Origin of the sequence: Acinetobacter sp. YH12249, assembly GCF_013417475.1 — a bacterium.
Taxonomy (GTDB): domain Bacteria; phylum Pseudomonadota; class Gammaproteobacteria; order Pseudomonadales; family Moraxellaceae; genus Acinetobacter.
The window spans coordinates 68,203-87,932 of the sequence record NZ_VPDX01000006.1; the positions used below are offsets into that span (position 1 = coordinate 68,203).

The window sequence follows — 19,730 nt, forward strand, 5'->3', positions numbered from 1 at the left end:
TGCTACAATATCGTCAATTTTTCATATTGATCGTATTTGATCTTGAGCACTGCGGTTCTGCAGTAGGTATTTTCCATGAGTTTTAAAGATGAGTTAGCGGCACAGGTCGCTCAGCGACGTACATTCGCCATTATTTCCCACCCCGATGCCGGTAAAACCACCATGACAGAAAAATTGCTGTTATGGGGCCAGGCCATTCAGGTTGCAGGTATGGTGAAAAGCCGTAAATCGGATCGTGCAGCCACTTCTGACTGGATGGAAATGGAAAAGGAGCGTGGGATTTCGATCACCACGTCCGTCATGCAGTTCCCGTTCAAGGACAAGATGATTAACCTGCTGGATACCCCGGGGCATGAAGATTTCTCGGAAGATACTTACCGTACCCTCACTGCGGTAGACTCGGCGCTGATGGTGATTGACGGTGCAAAAGGTGTCGAGGAACGTACTATTAAATTGATGGAAGTGTGTCGTATGCGTGACACCCCCATCATTTCTTTCGTCAACAAAATGGACCGTGAAATCCGTGAGCCTTTAGAGCTGCTGGATGAGATCGAAAATGTCTTGAAAATTAAATGTGTGCCGATTACCTGGCCACTCGGTACAGGACGTGACTTTGCAGGTGTCTATAACCTGCTCGAAGAAAAGTTCTATGTCTATAAAGCCGGTTTTGGTTCAGTGATTACTGATATCGAAGTTCGTGATGGCTATGATCATGCAGACTTACGTGAAAAAGTCGGAGAGCTGGCTTGGGCTGCGTTTGAAGAATCGTTGGAACTGGTACAAATGGCGAATGAGCCATTAGATCGTGAAGAATTCCTGGCAGGCCGTCAAACTCCAGTGCTGTTCGGTACTGCTTTGGGTAACTTCGGTGTCGACCATGTTCTGGATACATTTAGCGAATATGCACCGCCTCCAAAAGCGCATCCAACTCAAGACCGTAAAGTAGAGGCGGATGAAGAAGGTTTCACAGGCTTTATCTTCAAGATTCAGGCCAATATGGACCCGAAACACCGCGACCGTATTGCTTTCATGCGAATCTGTTCAGGTAAGTATGAAAAAGGCATGAAAATGAAGCACGTGCGTATCGATAAAGAGATCCGTATTAGCGATGCCTTGACCTTCCTGGCCGGTGACCGTCAGCATCTGGAAGAAGCATGGCCGGGTGATATAATCGGTCTGCATAACCACGGTACCATCCAGATCGGTGATACCTTCACTTCCGGTGAAAAACTGCAATTTACCGGTATTCCGCACTTTGCGCCGGAAATGTTCCGCCGTGTCCGTCTCAAAGATCCATTGAAGTCAAAACAGCTGCAAAAAGGTCTGAAAGAGCTGTCTGAAGAAGGTGCAACTCAGGTCTTTATGCCACAAAACAGCAATGACCTGATTGTTGGTGCTGTGGGTGTGCTGCAGTTCGAAGTGGTAGCTTATCGTCTGAAAGAAGAGTACAAGGTGGACTGTATTTATGAGCCAGTGAGCATCAATACAGTACGTTGGGTATCTTGTGAAGATGAGAAAAAATTTAACGAATTCAAGAAAAAAGCCCATGACCAATTATCTGTAGATGGTGGTGGTCACTTGACTTATCTTGCACCAAGCCGGGTGAATTTACAGCTGATGCAAGAACGTTATCCAGATATCGTATTCCGTAATACACGCGAACACTAAGCCTTCAGGCTTGGAAAATGTTAAACAGCTTCTCCGGAAGCTGTTTTATTTTGTGCTACATTTAAACGACTCATTACTTATATCTCTAAAAAATCATGAAGTTTAGTAAGGAAATCCTGCTCGGCTCAGTCATTGGCTGTAGTTTGTTACTTGGAGCATGTGATAAAAATGAAAAAAAACAGCCAGCTACAGAACAAAAAAAATCTGCAGCAGTCACCCCTGAAGAAAAAGCCAAATTTTTGCCTTACCTGAATATTCAGGAGAAATCGGCCGATATTGCCTTGCCATTTTGTGAGACCAAAAACTGTATTAATCTGGATATTCAGACCTTAAAGACAGCCGATTCCTGGCTAAACCAGTCTATTGAAAAGCAGCAGGCGAAAGTGATTCAGGATCAAATTGGCCTAAAGCAGGATATGAGCCTGCAGCAGGCGGTTAATGCCTATGTAAAAAAATCCGATGCCTGGCAAGCCCAGCTCAAACTGAATAAGGCCTACGAATTATCTCTTTATACCCGTATTCCTTATCAGCGCAATCAATTTGTGTTAATGCAAATTGGGGTAGACAGCACTCAGGAAAATATCCGTGTCAATGAACGCTATTATTTCTTTGTGGCTGATCGTGTGCAGCAAAAAATACTCAGTCCTCTGGATATTATCAATCCTGAACAGCAGTTGCAGATGGACCAAATTGTGCAGCAGGCTTACCAAAAATGGTTAAAGGACAATAATGCAGAAGTCCAGCAGAAAGCTCCAAAAAAACTGTATTGGGGGCAGGCGGACTGGTTCTTTGATCAGGAAGGAATTGGTCTACATTATCGGAGTCAGGAAATTAGCAAAGATGCCAAACAACTGGACATCTATTTAACCAAAGAACAAACACAACAAGTCTTGAAAGTGGATATTTATCAGAATATGTTCTAACAGGTAGGTCCTGCAAGGATAAATGATGATGTTGAATAAAGGTTAATGCATGTCAAATTATAAGAATGTTTTATGTCTGTCAGTATTGGCATCAGCAGTTTTGCTGAGTGCCTGCCAGCCTAAGGAAAGAGAGCCGAAAGAACCTGCTGCACCTGAAGTGGTACAGGCTCAGCCTGAAGTGCTGAAGCTGAGCGGTGATACTGAGAAGCTGAAACTGGCCTTGCCTGAATGTGAAGGAAAAAACTGTCCTGAGATTTCTATTGAGCGATTGAAAAGCAATCAGCCATTTATTGATGAATGGATAGATCAGCAGATTCTGCAGCAGCTACAAGGTATTTTGTCTATTGATGCGATCGAACCGGCGAAAGCATCGGCTGCCAGTGAAGCTGAAGCCGCTGCTTCCGAACCGCAAACCGCATTAGCCAATGTCAAAACTCCAAAACAGCAGCTTGAACAGCAGATTCAGCCGCATATGCAGACTTTCCTGAATCTGGATAAGGAGTTGAAAGCACTCAGTGCCAGTCATAGTATTAGCCTGATGATCAAACCGAGAATTCTGCAGTCTGGCGATCCACTTGCGACTGTGGTTTTAAACAGTACCCATTATCTGGGTGGTGCACATGGCGCTTCTGCTCAAACCTATTACAATTTTGACCTTGAGCAGAAAAAGCTGATTAAGCTGGATGATATCATTTTGCCTAAACAAAAGGCTCAACTTGAAGCCAAAGCTTATGAGGCTTTTAAAGCCTGGGTGATGGAATCCAAACTGGCCAATGATGTAGCTGAATATGAACAGGCCTGGAAATTCAAACTGACTGATAATTTCTATCTGTCTAAACAGGGATTGGCACTGCAATATGCCGAATATGAGATTGGTCCTTATGTGGTGGGTTTGCCACGTCTGGTCATTCCTTATGAACAGCTGAATGGCATTCTGAAACCTGAATATCTGCCTCAAACAGAGAACGCTGCTTCAGAAGCCGAGCCTGCAACTCCTGCCAAAGCACGCTGATGGTTTCGTTATTTGATACCCATACCCATTTTGATGTTCCCGATTTTGATCATGATCGGGAACAGCTGGCTTATGCATCCAAAGCAGCAGGGGTGGAGCATCTGGTCTTAATTGGTTTTTTACAGAGCCGGTTTAAGGATTTATTGCAGACGCATCATTTTATTAATCAGTTAGACAATGCGCCTCAAAGTCATCTGGCACCCGGCCTGCATCCATTTTATATTGAGCAGCATCAACCTGAGCATTTACAGGATCTGGAGCAGTTATTAAGCACAGAGCCTTGTATTGCCATTGGTGAAATTGGTCTGGATACTTCCGATAAACGGCATAAACAGCCGGAACTTTTCCAGAAACAGAAAGATTTTTTTGCTGCACAGCTGGAACTGGCGCAGCAGTTTGATAAACCTGTGTTACTGCATATCCGTAAATCTCATGCCGATGTTTTACAGATTCTAAAACAGCATCAGTTTAAACAAGGTGGTATTGCCCATGCTTTTGGTGGCGGGATTGAAGAGGCGAAAGCCTTTATTAAACTGGGCTTTAAGCTTGGGATAACAGGGCAAATCACCAATCCGAATGCCAAAAAACTGCATCAGGTGGTACAGCAGGTAGGACCGGAACATCTGGTGCTTGAAACCGACTGTCCGGACATGACGCCCTTATGTTGCCAGCATTCTACTGAGCAGCGAACTCGCAATACGCCTGCCAATCTGCCTTATGTCCTGCAAGGCCTGGCCAAGAGTCTGCACATGGATCAAGATGAACTGGCACAGCAGCTCTGGAAAAATACCCATCAGGCTTTACATCTAGCGATCTAAGATAAAACCCTACATCGGTCGGAAAGCGTATTTCAATGTATGATCCAGTGAAAAAAGGTGCATTATGCAATTTCTAAAATGCTTGAGACTTGGCATCATGCATATAAATTATTTTGAGTGAGATTCACATGGCACAAGGACTATTGGCGGGTAAGCGCTTCTTGATCGCAGGTATTGCAAGTAAATTATCAATTGCTTTTGGTATTGCTCAGGCATTACATCGTGAAGGTGCAGAACTCGCTTTTACTTATCCAAATGAAAAGCTGAAAAAACGTGTAGATGATTTTGCTGCACAATTCGGTTCGGAATTGGTTTTTCCTTGTGATGTGGCTGTAGATGCAGAAATTGACAATGCATTTGCAGAACTGGCAAAACACTGGGATGGTCTGGATGGTGTCGTACATTCAATCGGTTTCGCACCAGCACATACTTTAGATGGTGATTTTACTGATGTGACGGATCGTGAAGGCTTTAAGATTGCCCATGACATCAGTGCGTACAGCTTTATCGCGATGGCACGCGCTGCGAAGCCATTACTGGCTGTACGTCAAGGCTGCCTGTTAACCCTGACTTATCAAGGTTCTGAGCGTGTGATGCCAAACTACAACGTGATGGGTCTGGCGAAGGCCTCTTTAGAGGCAGGTGTACGTTATCTGGCATCTAGCCTGGGTGCAGAAGGTATTCGTGTCAATGCGATCTCAGCAGGTCCAATCCGTACATTAGCAGCATCTGGCATTAAATCATTCCGTAAAATGCTGGATCTGAATGAAAAAGTGGCTCCACTAAAACGCAATGTGACCATTGAAGATGTCGGTAATGCAGCATTGTTCCTGTGCTCACCATGGGCGAACGGGATTACTGGTGAAATCATGTATGTCGATGCTGGTTATAATACAGTGGGCATGAGTGCTGAACTGATGCTGGATGCAGAATAAGTCTCTTTAAGAGATTAATTCTCAGCAGAGAAAAACCCTCAAGTTTTTGAGGGTTTTTTATTTTTAACTCTAATTGTTAATGATGTAAGTCTGATGACAAGTGATACAAGAATTTGGATCAAAATAATTTATCTTTCAGGACTTTCCCACTAAGATGTTTAACATAAAAACAATACAGGACAATTAAGGATGTTTAAAAATTTTTTAATCAGCATGATTTTTGTGATGGGAACTGTGGGGATCACCACGTCGGGCATGGCAGCAGACAATCACTATCATGACAATATGCATGAACTTGACCATCATTTAAAAAATTTCAAATCTGCCAAGGATAGCAAAGAGGCGCGGGCAGCATTGCAAGGCATGCAAAAATCTGTGGAAGTCTGCCAGAAAAATTTACCATCAGGTCTACAAAAGCTAAAATTCAAAGATGCAAAAGTTACGGCTTATCAGGGATTGTTAACTGACTTATTGAAAGAGATTAAACAAGCTGAGCAACTTGTTGCAGCCAATCAGCTAGCCAAAGCCCAAACCCTCACAGTGAAAATGGATCAGATTAAAAAGCAGGGGCATCAAGCCTTTAAATAAGCCATAAAAAAGACCGCAATTACGGTCTTTTTTAACTTCAAGATCAAGTGATTAAGCTTGACCTTCAACAGCAGCAGCTTGCGCACGTTGCATGTTCGCTTCAAATTCAGCATCGAAGTTGATTGGAGTAAGCAGCAATTGCGGGAAGCTACCTTTAGTGACCATATCATTTACCGCTTCACGAAGGAACGGGAACAGAATGTTCGGGCAGTAAGCACCAAGAATGTATGGCAGACGCTCTTCTTCCACGCCATCAATCAGGAAAATCCCTGCTTGAGTCACGTCAACGATAAACGCTGTATCACCTTCATTGGTTGCTTGAACCACAACTTTTAAAGCCACTTCAAAATGAGTCGGATCAATTTTTTCTGCAGAAGAAGAAAGGTTGATGTTTAACTCAGGTTGCCATTGCTTGGTAAAAACTTGTGCCCCAGGAACTTCAAAAGAAATATCTTTAGTGTAAATACGCTCTAATGCCAATTGTGGTTGAGCTTGTTGTTCTTCACTCATTCTTTAATCCTTGATATGAGGTAGGTTTTAGTAGATTAAGCCAGTAATTCGTCTAGTTTGCCTTCACGCTCTAGGGCATAAAGTTGATCAAAACCGCCGATGAATTGTTCATTAATAAAAATCTGTGGCACGGTACGATGATTGGTGCGTTGCATCAATTCAAGACGTACTTCAGGGGCTTCATTCGATAAATTAATTTCTTTGAATGCAACACCTTTGCGCTCAAGGAGCTGTTTTGCACGGATACAATACGGACATACTGTCGTCGAATAGATAGTAACTTCAGCCATGATCAATCTCCTGTTCGCAGATTATTTGCTTTTCACCAAAGGTAAACCTTGAGCTTTCCAGTTTGTAATGCCGCCATCCAGACGGTAGGCATCTGCATGACCTACCTGTTGAAGTGCAGAACCTGCAACTTGCCCAAGATTACAAATGAACACCAACGGGCGATCAGATGCTTTTAACTCATCAACGTGTTTTGTAATTTGGCTATATGGAATGTTACGGCTACCACTGATGTGACCTTCACGGAAGTCTTTGGCATCACGTAAATCAATCAGCATGGCATTTTTTGCTTTAACTAAAATTCCCAGCGATTGCGGAGAGATTTTGCGACCATTACGTTGACCTTCGATGATGAAGAAGACAACCACGAGTACCGCGAGTGTTCCAAACAAGAAGGGGTGATTCCCCATAAACTCGAACCAACGTTCCACAATTCACCTAATTACAATTTTAAAATTGCCAAGAGTATAGCTCATAAATATGGTGATCAAAATCACCGCTTCAAGGGCTAAGCCTTAAGAAAATTAATTTTTTTGCTGCGCTTCGTTAATTTCGTCAGTTAAACGTAAATAGCTGTCCAGTCGGCGCGGCAAAATTTCCCCTGTTGATGCTGCCTGACGTAAGGCACACTGTTTTTCATGTTTATGTGTGCAGTTACGGAACTGGCAGTGACCGAGCAGATTTTCAATTTCCGGAAAACCACTTTGAACTTTGTCCAAGGTCAGATGCCAGAGACCAAATTCACGGATTCCCGGTGAGTCGATGAGAGCAGCGCCATTGCCAAAGGAAATCAGACGTGTGGAGGTCGTCGTATGCTGACCCAGTGCCGAGTTTTCAGAAATGACATTGGTTTTCTGTGCAGCATCCGGAACGATGGCATTAATCAGCGTACTTTTACCCACACCAGACTGACCGACGAAAGCCACAGTTTCTTCATTTAGACGAGCGGACAGTTCTGTCAGATCGCCATCGGACTGGGTTTGCATGACTTCATAACCCAAATCTTTATATTCTTTAAGCAAATCCAGAATCGGATCATTTTCCTTGAGCAAATCTGATTTATTGAGCACTAAAAGTGCTGGAATCTCTGCATCTGCACAAGCCACCAGATAACGGTCAATCAAACCTGGTGCTGGTTCAGGCAATGGCGCGAACACAATCACAATCAGGGAAATATTGGCGGCAACCGGTTTAACCTTGTGGTAACGGTCAGGACGGGTCAGCAAAGAAGTGCGCGGATGAATCGCTGTAATAATGCCGAGTCCGGTATTGGGATCAGCCTGCCATTTGACCCGGTCACCTGTTACCAGCAATTCCAGGTTAGTTCGGGTATGGCAGCGCCAGACACTCCCTAGTTCAATCGGCTTCCAGAATGGCTCAGGTTCACCTTCAGCCACGACCGGTTTTTCAGGATGCTGTTCAGGTACAGACAAGGCCTGGACTTCAAGCTGGCGGCCATAATGCTGCACGACCAGTCCTTCCAGGTCTTGAGAGGTATCGATCTCTTCCTGACGCGTTTTGTGCTGTTTTTGAATACGACGTTGTTGTTGTTCAGTTAAACGACGTTTACGTATTAAAGCCATTCAAATCCTAAAAAACCATGGGAGCGAGATGGCAAAAATAGCATGAAGCGGGGTGTCAGTTACAGCATCGACGTAATAAATTTGCTACTATAAATGTTTTATAGCCTAATAAGATTGCACATTTATGAGCAGCACCCCGGATAGCCGCCTGATTTGGATTGACCTGGAAATGACAGGTCTAGATACAGACAATGACCAGATTATTGAAGTTGCCACGATTGTAACGGACGATAACCTAAATATTCTTGCCGAAGGGCCCGTGCTAGCTGTGCATCAATCTGACCGTATCCTGAATGCGATGGACGAGTGGAATACTCGCCAGCATGGTCAGTCTGGCCTGATTGAGCGTGTACGCCGCAGTAAATTGACTGCTCAGGATGCAGAACGTGAAACGATTGAATTCCTGAAAAAATGGGTCAATCCAAAAGTATCGCCGATGTGTGGTAACTCGATCTGTCAGGACCGTCGCTTTCTGCACCGTTTAATGCCTGAACTGGAACAGTATTTCCATTACCGTAATCTAGACGTATCTTCAGTAAAAGAGCTGGCAAAACGCTGGCGCCCTGAAATCATGAGTGGTCTGAAGAAAAATGCTTCGCATCTAGCGATGGATGACATTCGTGATTCGATTGCCGAACTGAAATATTATCGTGAATATTTCTTCATTATGAATAAATAATCCGAACAGTGAAAAAGAGGCGAAAGCTTCTTTTTTATTGCTTGGCAGAAAGTTTCTTGTGATAAAAGTTTTCACTGCTTTCAAACAGTACCCAGGTCAGAAGCACCAGAGCAAGATGGGTTTGGGTTTCATATTGATCCAGGATAATCAAGGCAAATAATCCCAAAGTCAGGATACGGATCATGATACTGAGATAATAATTTTTCTGCTTTTTAAAGGTTAAACCGTAAAGATAGAGCAGGAACAGCAAAACCACCAGGGCAAAAAGGGCGTTAAATAGCATGCTGATCTGGCTCCCTTTAAGGTAATCCTAATTGAAATATTGTGAAGTTTATGGTGGTTGTAATTTGATCGATTTTACGTGTTTTAGCGATGGCACAAGAAAGCTTTTTTGACTGATTTTGTATCTGGATTTTAATGGCAGTAAAGTGCCCATGATTTTGCTAAAATGCTCTGGTGTTTTTCTTGCTATTGATGACCTATGACTGATCTGCTTCAAGATGATGAGTATGACCGCCGTTTTGCGGGTGTAGCCAAAATTTATGGTGACGATAGCTTTCATCATTATGAAAACAGTCACGTGATGGTGATCGGAATTGGCGGTGTTGGTTCATGGGCAGTCGAAGCATTGGCACGTACCGGGATTGGTGAGCTCACACTGGTCGATATGGATGTGGTCGCAGCATCGAATATTAACCGTCAGTTACCAGCTATGACGGCGACACTAGGATGTGAAAAAATCGAAATCATGGCAGAACGCTGCCGTTCGATTAATCCACGCATCAAGATCAATCTGATTGACGATTATCTGACGCCAGAAAATGTGAAAGAAATTCTGTCAGGAAATCCTGACATCATTCTGGACTGTATCGATGACGTCAAAGCGAAATTTGCCTTGATGCTGCATTGCCGTTTTAACAAGGTTCCATTGATTGTATCCGGTGGAGCAGGCGGTAAACTGGATCCCTTAAAAATCCGTGTTGCCGATTTATCCAGAACCGAACAGGATCCAATGCTGGCAAAATTACGTGCGCAATTACGTGCTAAAGGTATCTGTAAAAAGCCAAAAGAAAAATTTGGCATCACTTGTGTCTACTCTATCGATAACCCATTCTCGAGTGCAGATGTTTGTGCAAGCGCAGGCTTACGCTGTGGTGGTTATGGGTCTGCAGTGGTAGTGACCTCTAGCTTCGCCATGGTTGCAGTATCGGAAGTATTGAAAAAGCTCGATAGTAAAAGACTTAAAGCCTGATTGAGTCAAAAAAAAGCACACGATCTGTGCTTTTTTTTATGCTAAGTTTAAAATGAATTTTTATACATATAACAAAAACAATGTTTTGGTTTTGGAGCAGCTATGTGGTTTTTGCTAGTGCTGGTTTTGGGGATTGGGGCTTTAGCAATCTGGATGTGGAAACGTCCTGATCCGGTGAAACGTGATCAGGCCAAAGCCGTGCATCATGATCTATGGATTGAGCAGATTGATGCTCAATTGAAATATGCAACGCGTCTAAGTACGGATCCGCATCATCCAGACTATGAACGTGCCTATCAAATTTATCAGGGACTGGCCCAGCAGCAGGAATTGCCACAGGCTTATGTAGGTATGGCCTTGATGCACTTAAACGGACAAGGGCGTGAGCAGAGCATAGAAAAAGCCATAAGCTTTCTTGAAAAAGCTTATAGTTTAGGTGGTGAGGATGCAGCCTATCATTTAGGCCAGATCTATGATGGTCATCAATACCAATTAAATGATCCTGAAAAAGCCTTGTACTGGTATCGGCATGCGGTCGCGCGTGGTCATCTGGATGCGCAGTATCGCATCACTGAGCTGGCTGAATCTGACCATGACACTGCAGAACAGCAACGTCTGCAACTGTTAATTCAAAATGCCGAGCAGGGACATGCCAATTCACAGTATCAGTTAGCCCAATATTATTTGGCGGATGGTGCAGCGCAAGATTTAAGTTTGGGTATCCATTATCTGTTTCTGGCAGCACAGCAGGATCACTTGGCTGCCAATCAGGATATTGCCGAAGCCTATGCAAATGGCAAAGTCTTGTCCAAAGATCAACAGCAGGCTTTGAATTTCATTAAACGCTGTATTCATCTGGGTGATCAGAGTGGTTTATATGACTACTATGCCGGCGTGTTACTCGGCAGTATTGATCCTGATCAACGTCAACGGGTGTTTCAGCATCTATTACAGCAGTCCAAAGAACATAAAGATGCACAGGCCAAAACCCTGATCGGTCTGGCTTATTTTCATGGCTGGTATGTACAAAAAAATGAAACCATGGCATTTCGCTACTGGTCTGAAGCAGCACAAACCCAGCATCCACAGGCCTTGAGTCTGATTGCCGCACTATATTTTGAATCCTATCTGGTCGCACATGAACCGGAGAAAGCATTTGAACTCTATCAACATGCCTTGCAAAGCGATCCTGATCATCGCTTTAGTCAGATGGGCCTGGCACTCTGCTATTTAAACGGAGTAGGTGTAGCAAAAGATACGGCTAAAGCTACCCAAATGATTCAGGAAATTGCACAGCAAGAGCAACTTGCAGCACAGTCTGAAGCTGATCTGATTTATATAGTGGGACGTTTTTATGGCTTGCCTGAATATCCACTACCGACACGAGAAAAAGCAATTCAATATTTGAATCAGGCGGTGGCGAAAGGTTCAAGTAAGGCTGCCTGGTATCTGTATCAAGCATATTCTGGTTTTTATCCAGTCTTTGAAGTGAATGAGGAACAGGCCAAACGTTATCTGCATCAGGCAGCTCAATTGGAAGATGCACAAGCACAGGCCGAATTAGGCTTGATGTATTTAAAGGGCAAGAAGGTGGAGCAAGATACGGCTTTAGGACTGAAATATCTGCAACAGGCTTTGAGCCAGCATAATGGTCTCGCACTAAATGCTTTAGGTGAGGCTTTGGAACAAGGAATTGGCATTGAAGCCAATTTGGATCAGGCAATCCAGTGCTATCGTAAAGCGGCTGCGCAGGTGAATGCTGATGCTTATAGTCATCTGGGGCGCTTATATACCAAAGGCATTGGTGTAGAACGTGATATTGCAATTGCCCGTCAATGGCTAGAAAAAGGCAGTCTGTTAGGACATGAGCCTTCTATTGAACAGCTCAACAATGTAAATGCTTATCTGCATATGTAAACTTCAATAAAAAAACCGCTGACTAACAGCGGTCTTTTTTGAGTCAAATATATTGCTTAAGGTAGTTGTTTGATCGGGCTACCACCCAAAGCTTGCATCAGGGTCACATAAGCATTGTATTGGCTTTGTCGGGTTTGCACCAAAGACAGACGGGCATTCCGCGTAGTTTCCTGTGCATCCAGCAGATTTTTCAATGCTACTGCACCATTACGATAACGCACTTCGGTCAAACGTTCAGTACGTTCAGCCAGTTCAACGTTACGCTGTTGTAACGCAACCTGTTTGGTGAGTTCAGTACGATTAGACAAGGCATTCTCTACATCGGCAAAAGCTTCATACATGGTCTGACGATACTGGATAATCGCTTTTTCATATTCCAGTTCATTCACCTGCAAATCACGCTTCATGTCATTCCATTGCAGGAATGGCAGGCTGAGTCCAGCACCTAAGGTCGCCACCGGATTTTTAAGTGCATCTGACAATGATGAACTGGTGCCCACGCCGGTACTTAGGCTGCCAGTCAGGCTGATCGAAGGATAATAACTGGCTTTATTGGCATCCTTGTTGGCCAAGGCTTTACGCAAACGCAATTCAGTAGCTCTCAAGTCAGGACGACGGGAGAGAAGGCTAGCAGGTAAGCCGGCTTCAATCGACGGTAAAGTAATATTCGGTAAACGTTGAGGTTCCTGAATCGAAAGCTGTTGCACAGGCATATTCATGAGTACTGCCAGTGCCGTACGTGTTTCCACACGCTGCTGTTCAATTTGGCTTAAGGTCGCTTGCTGGCTTTGAATGGCCTGTTCAGCCTGAGTTAAATCCAAACCAGACACAGCACCGGCACGATACTGGACATTGACCAGATCATAGGTACGCTGTGCAGTCGCTAGGTTTTGTTGAACCACGCTATAACGTTCATTTAGATAACCCAGCTGCCAGTACAGTTGAGCAGTCGTACCAATCAGACTTTGTGCAGTCGCTTGCAAGTCTTCTTCAGATGCCAGGGCTTCCCAGCGTGCTGCTTCAGTCTGATTGGCCAGTTTACCGAACAGATCCAGTTCATAGCTTAAGCCAGGGAAATTAACCCCAAAGCCGGATGAACTGCTGCCATCTTCCAGATCAAAGCTTCTACGCGTGGTTAACCCCGCATCACTGATACGTACACCTTGCTGGCTTTGTGTCTGTCTGGCCTGAATACGAGCTTGCTGTAAATTGATCCCGGCAACGGCCAGATCACTATTGGCTGCCAGTACGTCATTCACCAGATTATTCAATTGCGGATCTTTAAATAGAGTCCACCATTGATCTGCCAGAATATCAGCATGGATTTGCTGGCTTACAGCTTTACTGTTTTGAAAGTTGTTAGGCACCTGTACAGCAGGCTGTTCATACGGCGTTTTCACTACGGCCGCACAGCCAACCAATGAACTCCCTAGAATCAGGGCACTGGCAAGTTTGGTAAGAGTATGCATATCAGATTCCTTATTCTCGAGAAAGTGCATCGACCGGATTCAAACGGGCTGCATTACGTGCCGGGATAAAGCCGAACACAATACCGATCAGGCTTGAGCAGACAAAGGCCGCGACAATCGATGTGGTCGAGTATGCCATCTGGAAGGTTCCTCCAGCAAAATGGGTAATCAGCTGACCGATACCGAGTGACAGCAATACGCCTAAGATACCGCCCAGAATACAAACTAGAACAGCTTCAATCAGGAACTGCTGCAGAATGTCACTTTGGCGCGCACCGACCGCCATCCGTACCCCGATTTCCTGAGTACGTTCAGTCACGGAAACCAGCATAATATTCATTACGCCGATACCACCCACGACCAGTGAAATCACCGCAATTGCCGAGATCAGCAAGGTCATGGTTTGAGTCGTTTGCTGAATCGTTTCACGGATACTGTCTGCATTTTGCGTAAATACATCCTGCGCGCCGTGACGTTGGACCAGTAAATTCAAAATGGCATTTTCAGCAGCTGCACTCGGATATTCATCCTTAATACGCACAATGATCTGACGTACATTCGGTTGACCCAGCATACGGCTCATGACGGTAGAATAGGGTAGATAGACATTCAGGCTATCATTGTTTCCCATCATGCCTTTTTGCGCATCAATGACGCCAATCACTCGGCTTGGTACACTGCCTAAAAGCAGCACCTGACCGACAGGATTGGTGCCATCTGCAAAGAAAGTGTTTTGGGTGTTGGTATCAATCACCACATCCTGCGCCTGTTCAGTGATACTTTCCTTATCAAATGGCTGACCTGATTTAAAGGTCATACCTTTAACATAGAAGAAGTCTTCACTAACGCCGTTGACGGTAGTTGATGCTTCAATCTCTTTGAAGCGTCCAGTGACACTGCTGTTGACCGATGGGCTGACCCCATCCACATAAGGCTGTTCTGCCAGTGCATCGGCATCAGCGGGAATTAGCGTCTTGGATTGGGAGGAACGTGAATTATCCCCGAAGCCCCGGCCCTGGAACACGGTAATGGTATTGGTCCCAAGACTGCTGATATTTTCCAGAATCTGCTTTTGTGAACCGTTACCCAGCGCAACGACCGAAACCACCGATGCGATCCCGATAATAATCCCGAGCATGGTCAGGAAGGTCCGCATCCGGTGCGCATTCATGGCCAATAAGGCCATACGGAAAGCTTCACCGAGACGGTCTACTGCAGAACGCCAGCTCGAGATTTTCTTCTGTTCATTTCGGACCAGATTTTCTTTCTCGAAACCATCATCAACTTCAGGCACATTCGGTTTATCTGAAATAATATTCCCGTCTGAAATCTCGATAATACGCGTCGCATTTTTTGCCACGTTATGATCATGTGTGACCAGAATAATGGTATGACCTTTGGCATTCAGCTCACGCAGAATCCGCATCACTTCAATACCGCTATTCTTATCCAGTGCACCGGTTGGTTCGTCGGCAAGAATCACGTCACCGCCATTCATCAGGGCACGGGCAATCGAAACACGCTGCTGCTGACCACCAGACAATTGACTCGGACGGTTCTGGGTTTTTTCACCCAAGCCCAAATCAGTCAGTAATTTGACAGCACGTTCGTGACGGGTATCTGAATCTGCACCGGCATAAATTGCAGGAACTTCGACGTTACCTGCCGCACTTAAATCACTGAGCAGATGATAACGCTGGAAAATAAAGCCGAAATATTCACGACGTAACTGTGCCAGTTCATCGGCTTCAAGTTCGCGGGTTTCACGGCCTTTAACTTTATAGCTGCCCTTGGTCGGCTTATCCAGACAGCCCAGAATATTCATCAGGGTGGATTTACCCGAACCGGACTGACCGACAATGGCGACCAGTTCGCCCGGATAAATCTCCAGATTGACCCCTTTTAAAATCTGGACCGTGCTTTCACCCGCAGGGAATTCACGAACCAGATTCTTGACCTCGAGTAGAGGTTGCTGTTGTTGATTCATGCTTACATTCTCATTGGGCCGGCGCCACCAGGACCGCGGCCACTGCCGCCACGTTTAGCACCGTCATTAGAAGTATCAGAGCCATCTGCAATCACAACCTGATCACCACGTTTCAAGCCTTTGATCACTTGTGCAGTAACACGGTTATTCAGACCAATCAGGACAGGGGTTGGTTTTGCTGTACCGTCTGCCTGCAATACACGAACCATGGCACGCTGAGCTTTACCTTGTTCAATCAGGGCACGTTCAGCATCAGAAAGTTCTAAGCGAAGAGGGCCGTCACCTTCCGGACGTTTACTATCGCCACGGGCTTGATCCTGACCTTCGCCACGTCCAGATGGGTCACCGGCTCCGCTAGAGCCTTCACCACGATTTGGACGTTGTGGACGGTTTGAACCTTGAATGGCAGCCGCCGGAACAGTCAGTACATTTCGTGCTTCATCAAGAACGATATAGACTTGCGCCGTCATATCAATGCGCAGCTTGCCATCTTCATTCGGTACATCAAACAGGGCATTGTAATACACTGCAGAGCCTGAAGTTGAGCTTGAAGTATTGGTTTCGGTATTAATTGAATTTGGTGCAGGTTCAACCTGACGCAGTTTTGCGTAAATTTTCTTATCAGTATTACCCAAAGTAGTGAAGTACACTGTTTGGCCTTCCTGAACTTTCATGACATCGGCTTCGGAAATTTCAGCTTTAATCGTCATGGTATCCAGCTGTGCTAGTTTTACGATGGTTGGTGCACTTTGATTGGCGTTTACAGTCTGACCTTCTTCAGTCACGATCGCTACGATAGTTCCATCCATTGGCGCCACGATTTGGGTATAACCGAGATCTTCTTTCGCGGTTGCCAAGGTTAAACGTGACTGCTCAATCTGTGCATTAATCGCAGTGATATCTGCCTGAGCGGTTTTGTAGCTGGCTAATGCAGATTCCAGTTCTGAACGCGAGGTTGCATCTTGGGCATACATGGCTTGCTGACGCTTATACTCGGCTTCCACCTTGGCAAGGTTGGCCTGCTTCACGGCAAGCTGTGCCATCTGGTTTTTAATGCTGGCTTCAGCAGTCTTTAAATCATTTTCCTGACGAACAGAGTCAATTCGGGCAATTAACTGGCCTTGTTTGACCTGATCGCCGAGTTGCACATACATTTTTTTAACCTGACCCGAAACCTGGGCACCGACACTGACCATTTTGGTGGCTTCAAGTACACCAGTTGCCAGTACCGAATTTTCAATATCCCCTTGGGTCACTTCAGCTGTAATGTATTGTGGCTGCTGCTCTTTTGGTTTCAGAAAATACCAGGCAGTGACTGCCATCAGGATGGCAATTACAATCGCCATAATGAGTTTCGTAGGTTTTATTTTTGGCATATGGATTCAGATTCGGGTCGTAGGATAACAGTTGATTATAAAAGCGAAATTAGGATAAAACGTGAATTTTTTTTATTTAAAATGAGAACTATTTTCCACTGCCTGGTTTAAAAAAGCATATAAGATAAAACCTGATTTTATATAAAGGATTCATTGACCTACTCCTATTGGAATCATCTTTTTTAGGTGAAATTTTATACGATTTAGCTATCCAAAAAATATTGATCATATGATGAATCAATTAAATCTTCATGGGAGTATAAAGTACTTCTCAGATATACTGCATGCAAAAACTTGGCCACTAAATTGCTGATAAAAATACGCCATAGTGCTGCTCAATATCATGGAAGTTTTTAATGATATTTGTTGTAAAAATAATTCTGCGCTAAAGCCAACCTCTTTTATTTTTTAATCTAATTTTTCGAATGATGTGTTCTATTAAAATTTAAAAAATCTATTTTTTACATATAGATTTAAGCAAATAAAGTTTGTAATATTTAATTCCATAAAAAAAATATGGGTTTATTCATTAAGAGAATATGCTTATTTAATGAGCGAAAAAATAATACGACTTTACTAAGAAAATTGATGAGGTTCATAGATGGAATGGAATGAAAGTTACAATATTAGAATTGAGGTGATTGATCATCAACATCGCCAGATTCTGGACTATATAAATGCTTTAGAGTAGGTCAAAAGTACCGGAGATCGCGATAAAATCCGGGAGGTTTTAGATGATTTGATCGACTATACCCAGTCACATTTCAGCTTTGAGGAAAACCTGCTGGAACAGGTGAGTTATCAATATTTGCCCTCACATCGCGGCATACATGAATTATTTGTCAAAAAATTGAATGATTATCGTCTGAAGTTTGAGCAAGGTCAGTCCATTGAAAAAGATTTGTATCTTCTTCTGTCCAAATGGCTCATCAACCATATTCAGCACGATGATCAGGATTATGTCGAAGCAGTACGGGATAATATGCTGAGCTACCTGCGAACGCAGGAGAAGAAAAAAGGCAAAGGCTGGTTCGCGCGTTTCTTTAGTTAGGCACTCGAGGATGCAAACAAGCTTTGACCGCACATTTCAGCAATGGCCTGCAAGATCAGATGTTCAGGGTTCTCTCTGGACATCCCTTTGATTGCAGCATCGATCCGGATCAAAAGCTGAGGCCAGCTTAAAAAGCGCTGTGGACTTAAACGACGCAAGGCTTGCTGATATAAGCTCACTTTAGTCTTCCAGATACCAATTTGTAAGGCATTTTGTGGCTGTTCAAATAATTGCATCAATAGACGCATTTCTTTACTGATACTCCACAAAATCAGGCTCATCGGTTCACCTGAGGCAATCAGATACTGAAAGATCTTAATTGATTGTGCCAAATTCCCATTCAGCAAGGCATCACTCAGATCATAGGTGCTGTAACGGGACTGATCCTGCAAGCAGGCATATAGATGGTCAATCTGGATAATATCTACTTCAGCAAAGGTATCTGCTACGCGCATCAGGCTATTTTTGGCTGCCAGCAAATTGTGCTCATGATGCTGCTCTAGCCATTGCCAGGCGTCATTGGCCAGCTTAATTCCTAGTTTTTCCGCTTCAATTCCGAGGATCTGTTGACGATCTTTTGGGTAGTTGGCCACTAGCGATACATTTACGCCATTGGCATCAATGGTCTGGAAAAAGCTGGATTTCAGGCTGCTGGCATCTTGCTTCGGCATGACCACCAACAGCAGGTTGTCACTGTCCTGTTGCAGATAGCTTTTTAATAGTTTGAGACCACTGGCATCCGGTTTGATATTGCCATGCACTTCAATTGCCAGTTGGCTAGAAAATAATGACAGGCTGTTTAAAGCATTGAAGACATTTTTCCAGTCAGAGGCAGAGCTAATATCATAACGCTGGCGTTCAACTTCACGGCTTTGCCAGCTGCTACGAAAGGCATCTACCAGATTCTGTTCCAGCAAAGGCTCCTGACCATGCAACACCCAGGCACCGCGAGCTTCATTGACACGTTTTAATGCCTGGAGGTAGTCAAGTTTCATTGGGTCATCTTATTGGGCTGGTTGAGTCGAAGTTTCTGGTTTTGCCAATGGCAAACGATTCGAAGAAATTTGACGGGCAATCTGCTGGGCCACATCATCAATCAGGACCTGATTTAAGAATTTTTGTTCCTGGTCATCCGTATTCACGGTTTCAATATCATATTGATAGGTACGGGTCGCGATTACAGTACGAGGTTCAGTCACCGGATTGCCTTGTGCATCTTCGATTCGGAAAGTCACATTCAGACGCAATAAGGTTTCCACCAGTTTGCCATTCAATTCTAAACGGCGAGGGGTGTAATCTAGGACACGTAAGACATAAGCATCAGGTGCATTACTCAGCTGTACTCCAGCAGCACCCAGGTAAACAGCCAGTTTTTCCTGAAGATCTTCAGTATTGTCAGGGAGGGCCAGACTCATGACTGAGTAAGCTACAGGTGCGGAACTCGGATTGGTTCCTTTTAAATGAAAGCCACAGCCGACGAGGCCTGCACTTAGACCACAAGTTAAAACAATTGCTGCTAAACGTTTGCCTAAATGCATGAGTATCCTCTTTTCCCTTGGGGAAATATTTGAAATCCTGAACCGGATTGTAAAGTCAAAGCCCGTTGGCTGGCAACGGGCTTTGTTTGGAATTGTTTTTTAATCCCTCCCTACCTCCCTTTAAAAAAGGGAGGAG

19 protein-coding genes and 1 pseudogene are annotated in these 19,730 nt (G+C 44.3%); 10 read left to right on the plus strand and 10 right to left on the minus strand.

The window, feature by feature from the left end; genetic code table 11:
• Positions 1–75: 75 nt before the first annotated feature.
• The 6 genes from FTV25_RS05120 to FTV25_RS05145 all read left to right on the plus strand — a co-directional run bounded on the left by FTV25_RS05120 (position 76) and on the right by FTV25_RS05145 (position 5,944).
• Positions 76–1,668, plus strand: a complete 1,593-nt coding sequence (locus FTV25_RS05120) for a peptide chain release factor 3 (protein WP_180002375.1) — start codon at positions 76–78, stop codon at positions 1,666–1,668.
• A gap of 95 nt (positions 1,669–1,763) precedes the next feature.
• Positions 1,764–2,591, plus strand: a complete 828-nt coding sequence (locus FTV25_RS05125; protein ID WP_166136334.1) for a hypothetical protein — start codon at positions 1,764–1,766, stop codon at positions 2,589–2,591.
• Positions 2,592–2,640: 49 nt separating this feature from the next.
• Positions 2,641–3,603 carry an RsiV family protein gene (locus FTV25_RS05130; protein WP_180002374.1) on the plus strand — a complete coding sequence of 321 codons (963 nt, stop codon included), beginning with the start codon at positions 2,641–2,643 and terminating at the stop codon, positions 3,601–3,603.
• Entirely contained in the window at positions 3,600–4,421 is an 822-nt protein-coding gene (locus tag FTV25_RS05135; protein ID WP_180002402.1) for a TatD family hydrolase, read from the plus strand. The genes FTV25_RS05130 and FTV25_RS05135 overlap by 4 nt, the downstream gene beginning before the upstream one ends.
• Positions 4,422–4,549: 128 nt before the next feature.
• The gene (locus FTV25_RS05140) at positions 4,550–5,356 is read left to right on the plus strand and encodes an enoyl-ACP reductase (protein WP_005232173.1); all 807 of its coding nucleotides are present in this window, start codon (positions 4,550–4,552) and stop codon (positions 5,354–5,356) included.
• Positions 5,357–5,545: 189 nt separating this feature from the next.
• Entirely contained in the window at positions 5,546–5,944 is a 399-nt protein-coding gene (locus FTV25_RS05145) for a cytochrome b562 (protein ID WP_180002373.1), read from the plus strand.
• A gap of 51 nt (positions 5,945–5,995) precedes the next feature.
• Here FTV25_RS05145 and secB read toward each other — a convergent pair whose 3' ends face one another.
• From secB to rsgA, 4 genes are all read right to left on the minus strand, one after another.
• Positions 5,996–6,454 (minus strand): protein-export chaperone SecB, encoded by a 459-nt coding sequence (secB, locus tag FTV25_RS05150; protein ID WP_004782070.1) that lies wholly within the window; start codon positions 6,452–6,454, stop codon positions 5,996–5,998.
• A 35-nt stretch (positions 6,455–6,489) separates the two neighbouring features.
• Entirely contained in the window at positions 6,490–6,744 is a 255-nt protein-coding gene (grxC, locus tag FTV25_RS05155) for a glutaredoxin 3 (RefSeq protein WP_004782071.1), read from the minus strand.
• Between the two features lie 21 nt (positions 6,745–6,765).
• Positions 6,766–7,173 carry a rhodanese-like domain-containing protein gene (locus FTV25_RS05160; protein ID WP_005232169.1) on the minus strand — a complete coding sequence of 136 codons (408 nt, stop codon included), beginning with the start codon at positions 7,171–7,173 and terminating at the stop codon, positions 6,766–6,768.
• Between the two features lie 93 nt (positions 7,174–7,266).
• Entirely contained in the window at positions 7,267–8,325 is a 1,059-nt protein-coding gene (gene rsgA, locus FTV25_RS05165; protein ID WP_180002372.1) for a ribosome small subunit-dependent GTPase A, read from the minus strand.
• Between the two features lie 124 nt (positions 8,326–8,449).
• On the opposite strand from rsgA, the gene orn reads away from it, so the two are divergent.
• The gene (orn, locus tag FTV25_RS05170) at positions 8,450–9,004 is read left to right on the plus strand and encodes an oligoribonuclease (RefSeq protein ID WP_004782074.1); all 555 of its coding nucleotides are present in this window, start codon (positions 8,450–8,452) and stop codon (positions 9,002–9,004) included.
• 34 nt (positions 9,005–9,038) lie between these two features.
• On the opposite strand, the gene FTV25_RS05175 is transcribed toward orn, so the two are convergent.
• Positions 9,039–9,287 (minus strand): hypothetical protein, encoded by a 249-nt coding sequence (locus FTV25_RS05175; RefSeq protein WP_180002371.1) that lies wholly within the window; start codon positions 9,285–9,287, stop codon positions 9,039–9,041.
• Between the two features lie 198 nt (positions 9,288–9,485).
• Between FTV25_RS05175 and FTV25_RS05180 the strand changes: the two genes are divergently transcribed.
• Both FTV25_RS05180 and FTV25_RS05185 read left to right on the plus strand, forming a co-directional pair.
• On the plus strand, positions 9,486–10,256 hold the full coding sequence (locus tag FTV25_RS05180; protein ID WP_004782076.1) for a ThiF family adenylyltransferase: 771 nt from the start codon (positions 9,486–9,488) through the stop codon (positions 10,254–10,256).
• Positions 10,257–10,358: 102 nt separating this feature from the next.
• Positions 10,359–12,173 (plus strand): tetratricopeptide repeat protein, encoded by a 1,815-nt coding sequence (locus tag FTV25_RS05185; protein ID WP_180002370.1) that lies wholly within the window; start codon positions 10,359–10,361, stop codon positions 12,171–12,173.
• Positions 12,174–12,229: 56 nt separating this feature from the next.
• Here the strand turns inward: FTV25_RS05185 and FTV25_RS05190 are convergent, their stop codons facing one another.
• The 3 genes from FTV25_RS05190 to FTV25_RS05200 are packed head-to-tail and all read right to left on the minus strand — an operon-like array spanning position 12,230 to position 17,005.
• Positions 12,230–13,642 (minus strand): efflux transporter outer membrane subunit, encoded by a 1,413-nt coding sequence (locus tag FTV25_RS05190; protein ID WP_180002369.1) that lies wholly within the window; start codon positions 13,640–13,642, stop codon positions 12,230–12,232.
• Positions 13,643–13,652: 10 nt separating this feature from the next.
• Entirely contained in the window at positions 13,653–15,629 is a 1,977-nt protein-coding gene (locus tag FTV25_RS05195; RefSeq protein WP_180002368.1) for a MacB family efflux pump subunit, read from the minus strand.
• 2 nt (positions 15,630–15,631) lie between these two features.
• Positions 15,632–17,005, minus strand: a complete 1,374-nt coding sequence (locus FTV25_RS05200; RefSeq protein ID WP_180002367.1) for a MacA family efflux pump subunit — start codon at positions 17,003–17,005, stop codon at positions 15,632–15,634.
• A 601-nt stretch (positions 17,006–17,606) separates the two neighbouring features.
• Between FTV25_RS05200 and FTV25_RS05205 the strand changes: the two are divergent.
• Positions 17,607–18,056 (plus strand): annotated as a pseudogene (locus FTV25_RS05205) (bacteriohemerythrin).
• On the opposite strand, the gene holA reads toward FTV25_RS05205, so the two are convergent.
• Positions 18,053–19,051: a DNA polymerase III subunit delta gene (holA, locus tag FTV25_RS05210; RefSeq protein ID WP_180002366.1), complete on the minus strand. Its 999-nt coding sequence runs from the start codon at positions 19,049–19,051 to the stop codon at positions 18,053–18,055. The pseudogene FTV25_RS05205 and the gene holA overlap by 4 nt on opposite strands.
• 9 nt (positions 19,052–19,060) lie before the next feature.
• Positions 19,061–19,594, minus strand: a complete 534-nt coding sequence (locus FTV25_RS05215; RefSeq protein WP_004782084.1) for a hypothetical protein — start codon at positions 19,592–19,594, stop codon at positions 19,061–19,063.
• Positions 19,595–19,730: the final 136 nt, after the last annotated feature.

What these genes read in the sequence shown, in the direction of transcription:
- FTV25_RS05190 (WP_180002369.1), bottom strand. Translation starts at nt 13,642, where the DNA reads ATGCATACTCTTACCAAACTTGCCAGTGCCCTGATTCTAGGGAGTTCA.
- FTV25_RS05175 (WP_180002371.1), bottom strand. Translation starts at nt 9,287, where the DNA reads ATGCTATTTAACGCCCTTTTTGCCCTGGTGGTTTTGCTGTTCCTGCTC.
- secB (WP_004782070.1), bottom strand. Translation starts at nt 6,454, where the DNA reads ATGAGTGAAGAACAACAAGCTCAACCACAATTGGCATTAGAGCGTATT.
- FTV25_RS05200 (WP_180002367.1), bottom strand. Translation starts at nt 17,005, where the DNA reads ATGCCAAAAATAAAACCTACGAAACTCATTATGGCGATTGTAATTGCC.
- FTV25_RS05145 (WP_180002373.1), top strand. Translation starts at nt 5,546, where the DNA reads ATGTTTAAAAATTTTTTAATCAGCATGATTTTTGTGATGGGAACTGTG.
- FTV25_RS05215 (WP_004782084.1), bottom strand. Translation starts at nt 19,594, where the DNA reads ATGCATTTAGGCAAACGTTTAGCAGCAATTGTTTTAACTTGTGGTCTA.
- FTV25_RS05140 (WP_005232173.1), top strand. Translation starts at nt 4,550, where the DNA reads ATGGCACAAGGACTATTGGCGGGTAAGCGCTTCTTGATCGCAGGTATT.
- FTV25_RS05185 (WP_180002370.1), top strand. Translation starts at nt 10,359, where the DNA reads ATGTGGTTTTTGCTAGTGCTGGTTTTGGGGATTGGGGCTTTAGCAATC.
- grxC (WP_004782071.1), bottom strand. Translation starts at nt 6,744, where the DNA reads ATGGCTGAAGTTACTATCTATTCGACGACAGTATGTCCGTATTGTATC.
- orn (WP_004782074.1), top strand. Translation starts at nt 8,450, where the DNA reads ATGAGCAGCACCCCGGATAGCCGCCTGATTTGGATTGACCTGGAAATG.
- FTV25_RS05120 (WP_180002375.1), top strand. Translation starts at nt 76, where the DNA reads ATGAGTTTTAAAGATGAGTTAGCGGCACAGGTCGCTCAGCGACGTACA.
- FTV25_RS05130 (WP_180002374.1), top strand. Translation starts at nt 2,641, where the DNA reads ATGTCAAATTATAAGAATGTTTTATGTCTGTCAGTATTGGCATCAGCA.
- FTV25_RS05195 (WP_180002368.1), bottom strand. Translation starts at nt 15,629, where the DNA reads ATGAATCAACAACAGCAACCTCTACTCGAGGTCAAGAATCTGGTTCGT.
- FTV25_RS05125 (WP_166136334.1), top strand. Translation starts at nt 1,764, where the DNA reads ATGAAGTTTAGTAAGGAAATCCTGCTCGGCTCAGTCATTGGCTGTAGT.
- rsgA (WP_180002372.1), bottom strand. Translation starts at nt 8,325, where the DNA reads ATGGCTTTAATACGTAAACGTCGTTTAACTGAACAACAACAACGTCGT.
- FTV25_RS05180 (WP_004782076.1), top strand. Translation starts at nt 9,486, where the DNA reads ATGACTGATCTGCTTCAAGATGATGAGTATGACCGCCGTTTTGCGGGT.
- holA (WP_180002366.1), bottom strand. Translation starts at nt 19,051, where the DNA reads ATGAAACTTGACTACCTCCAGGCATTAAAACGTGTCAATGAAGCTCGC.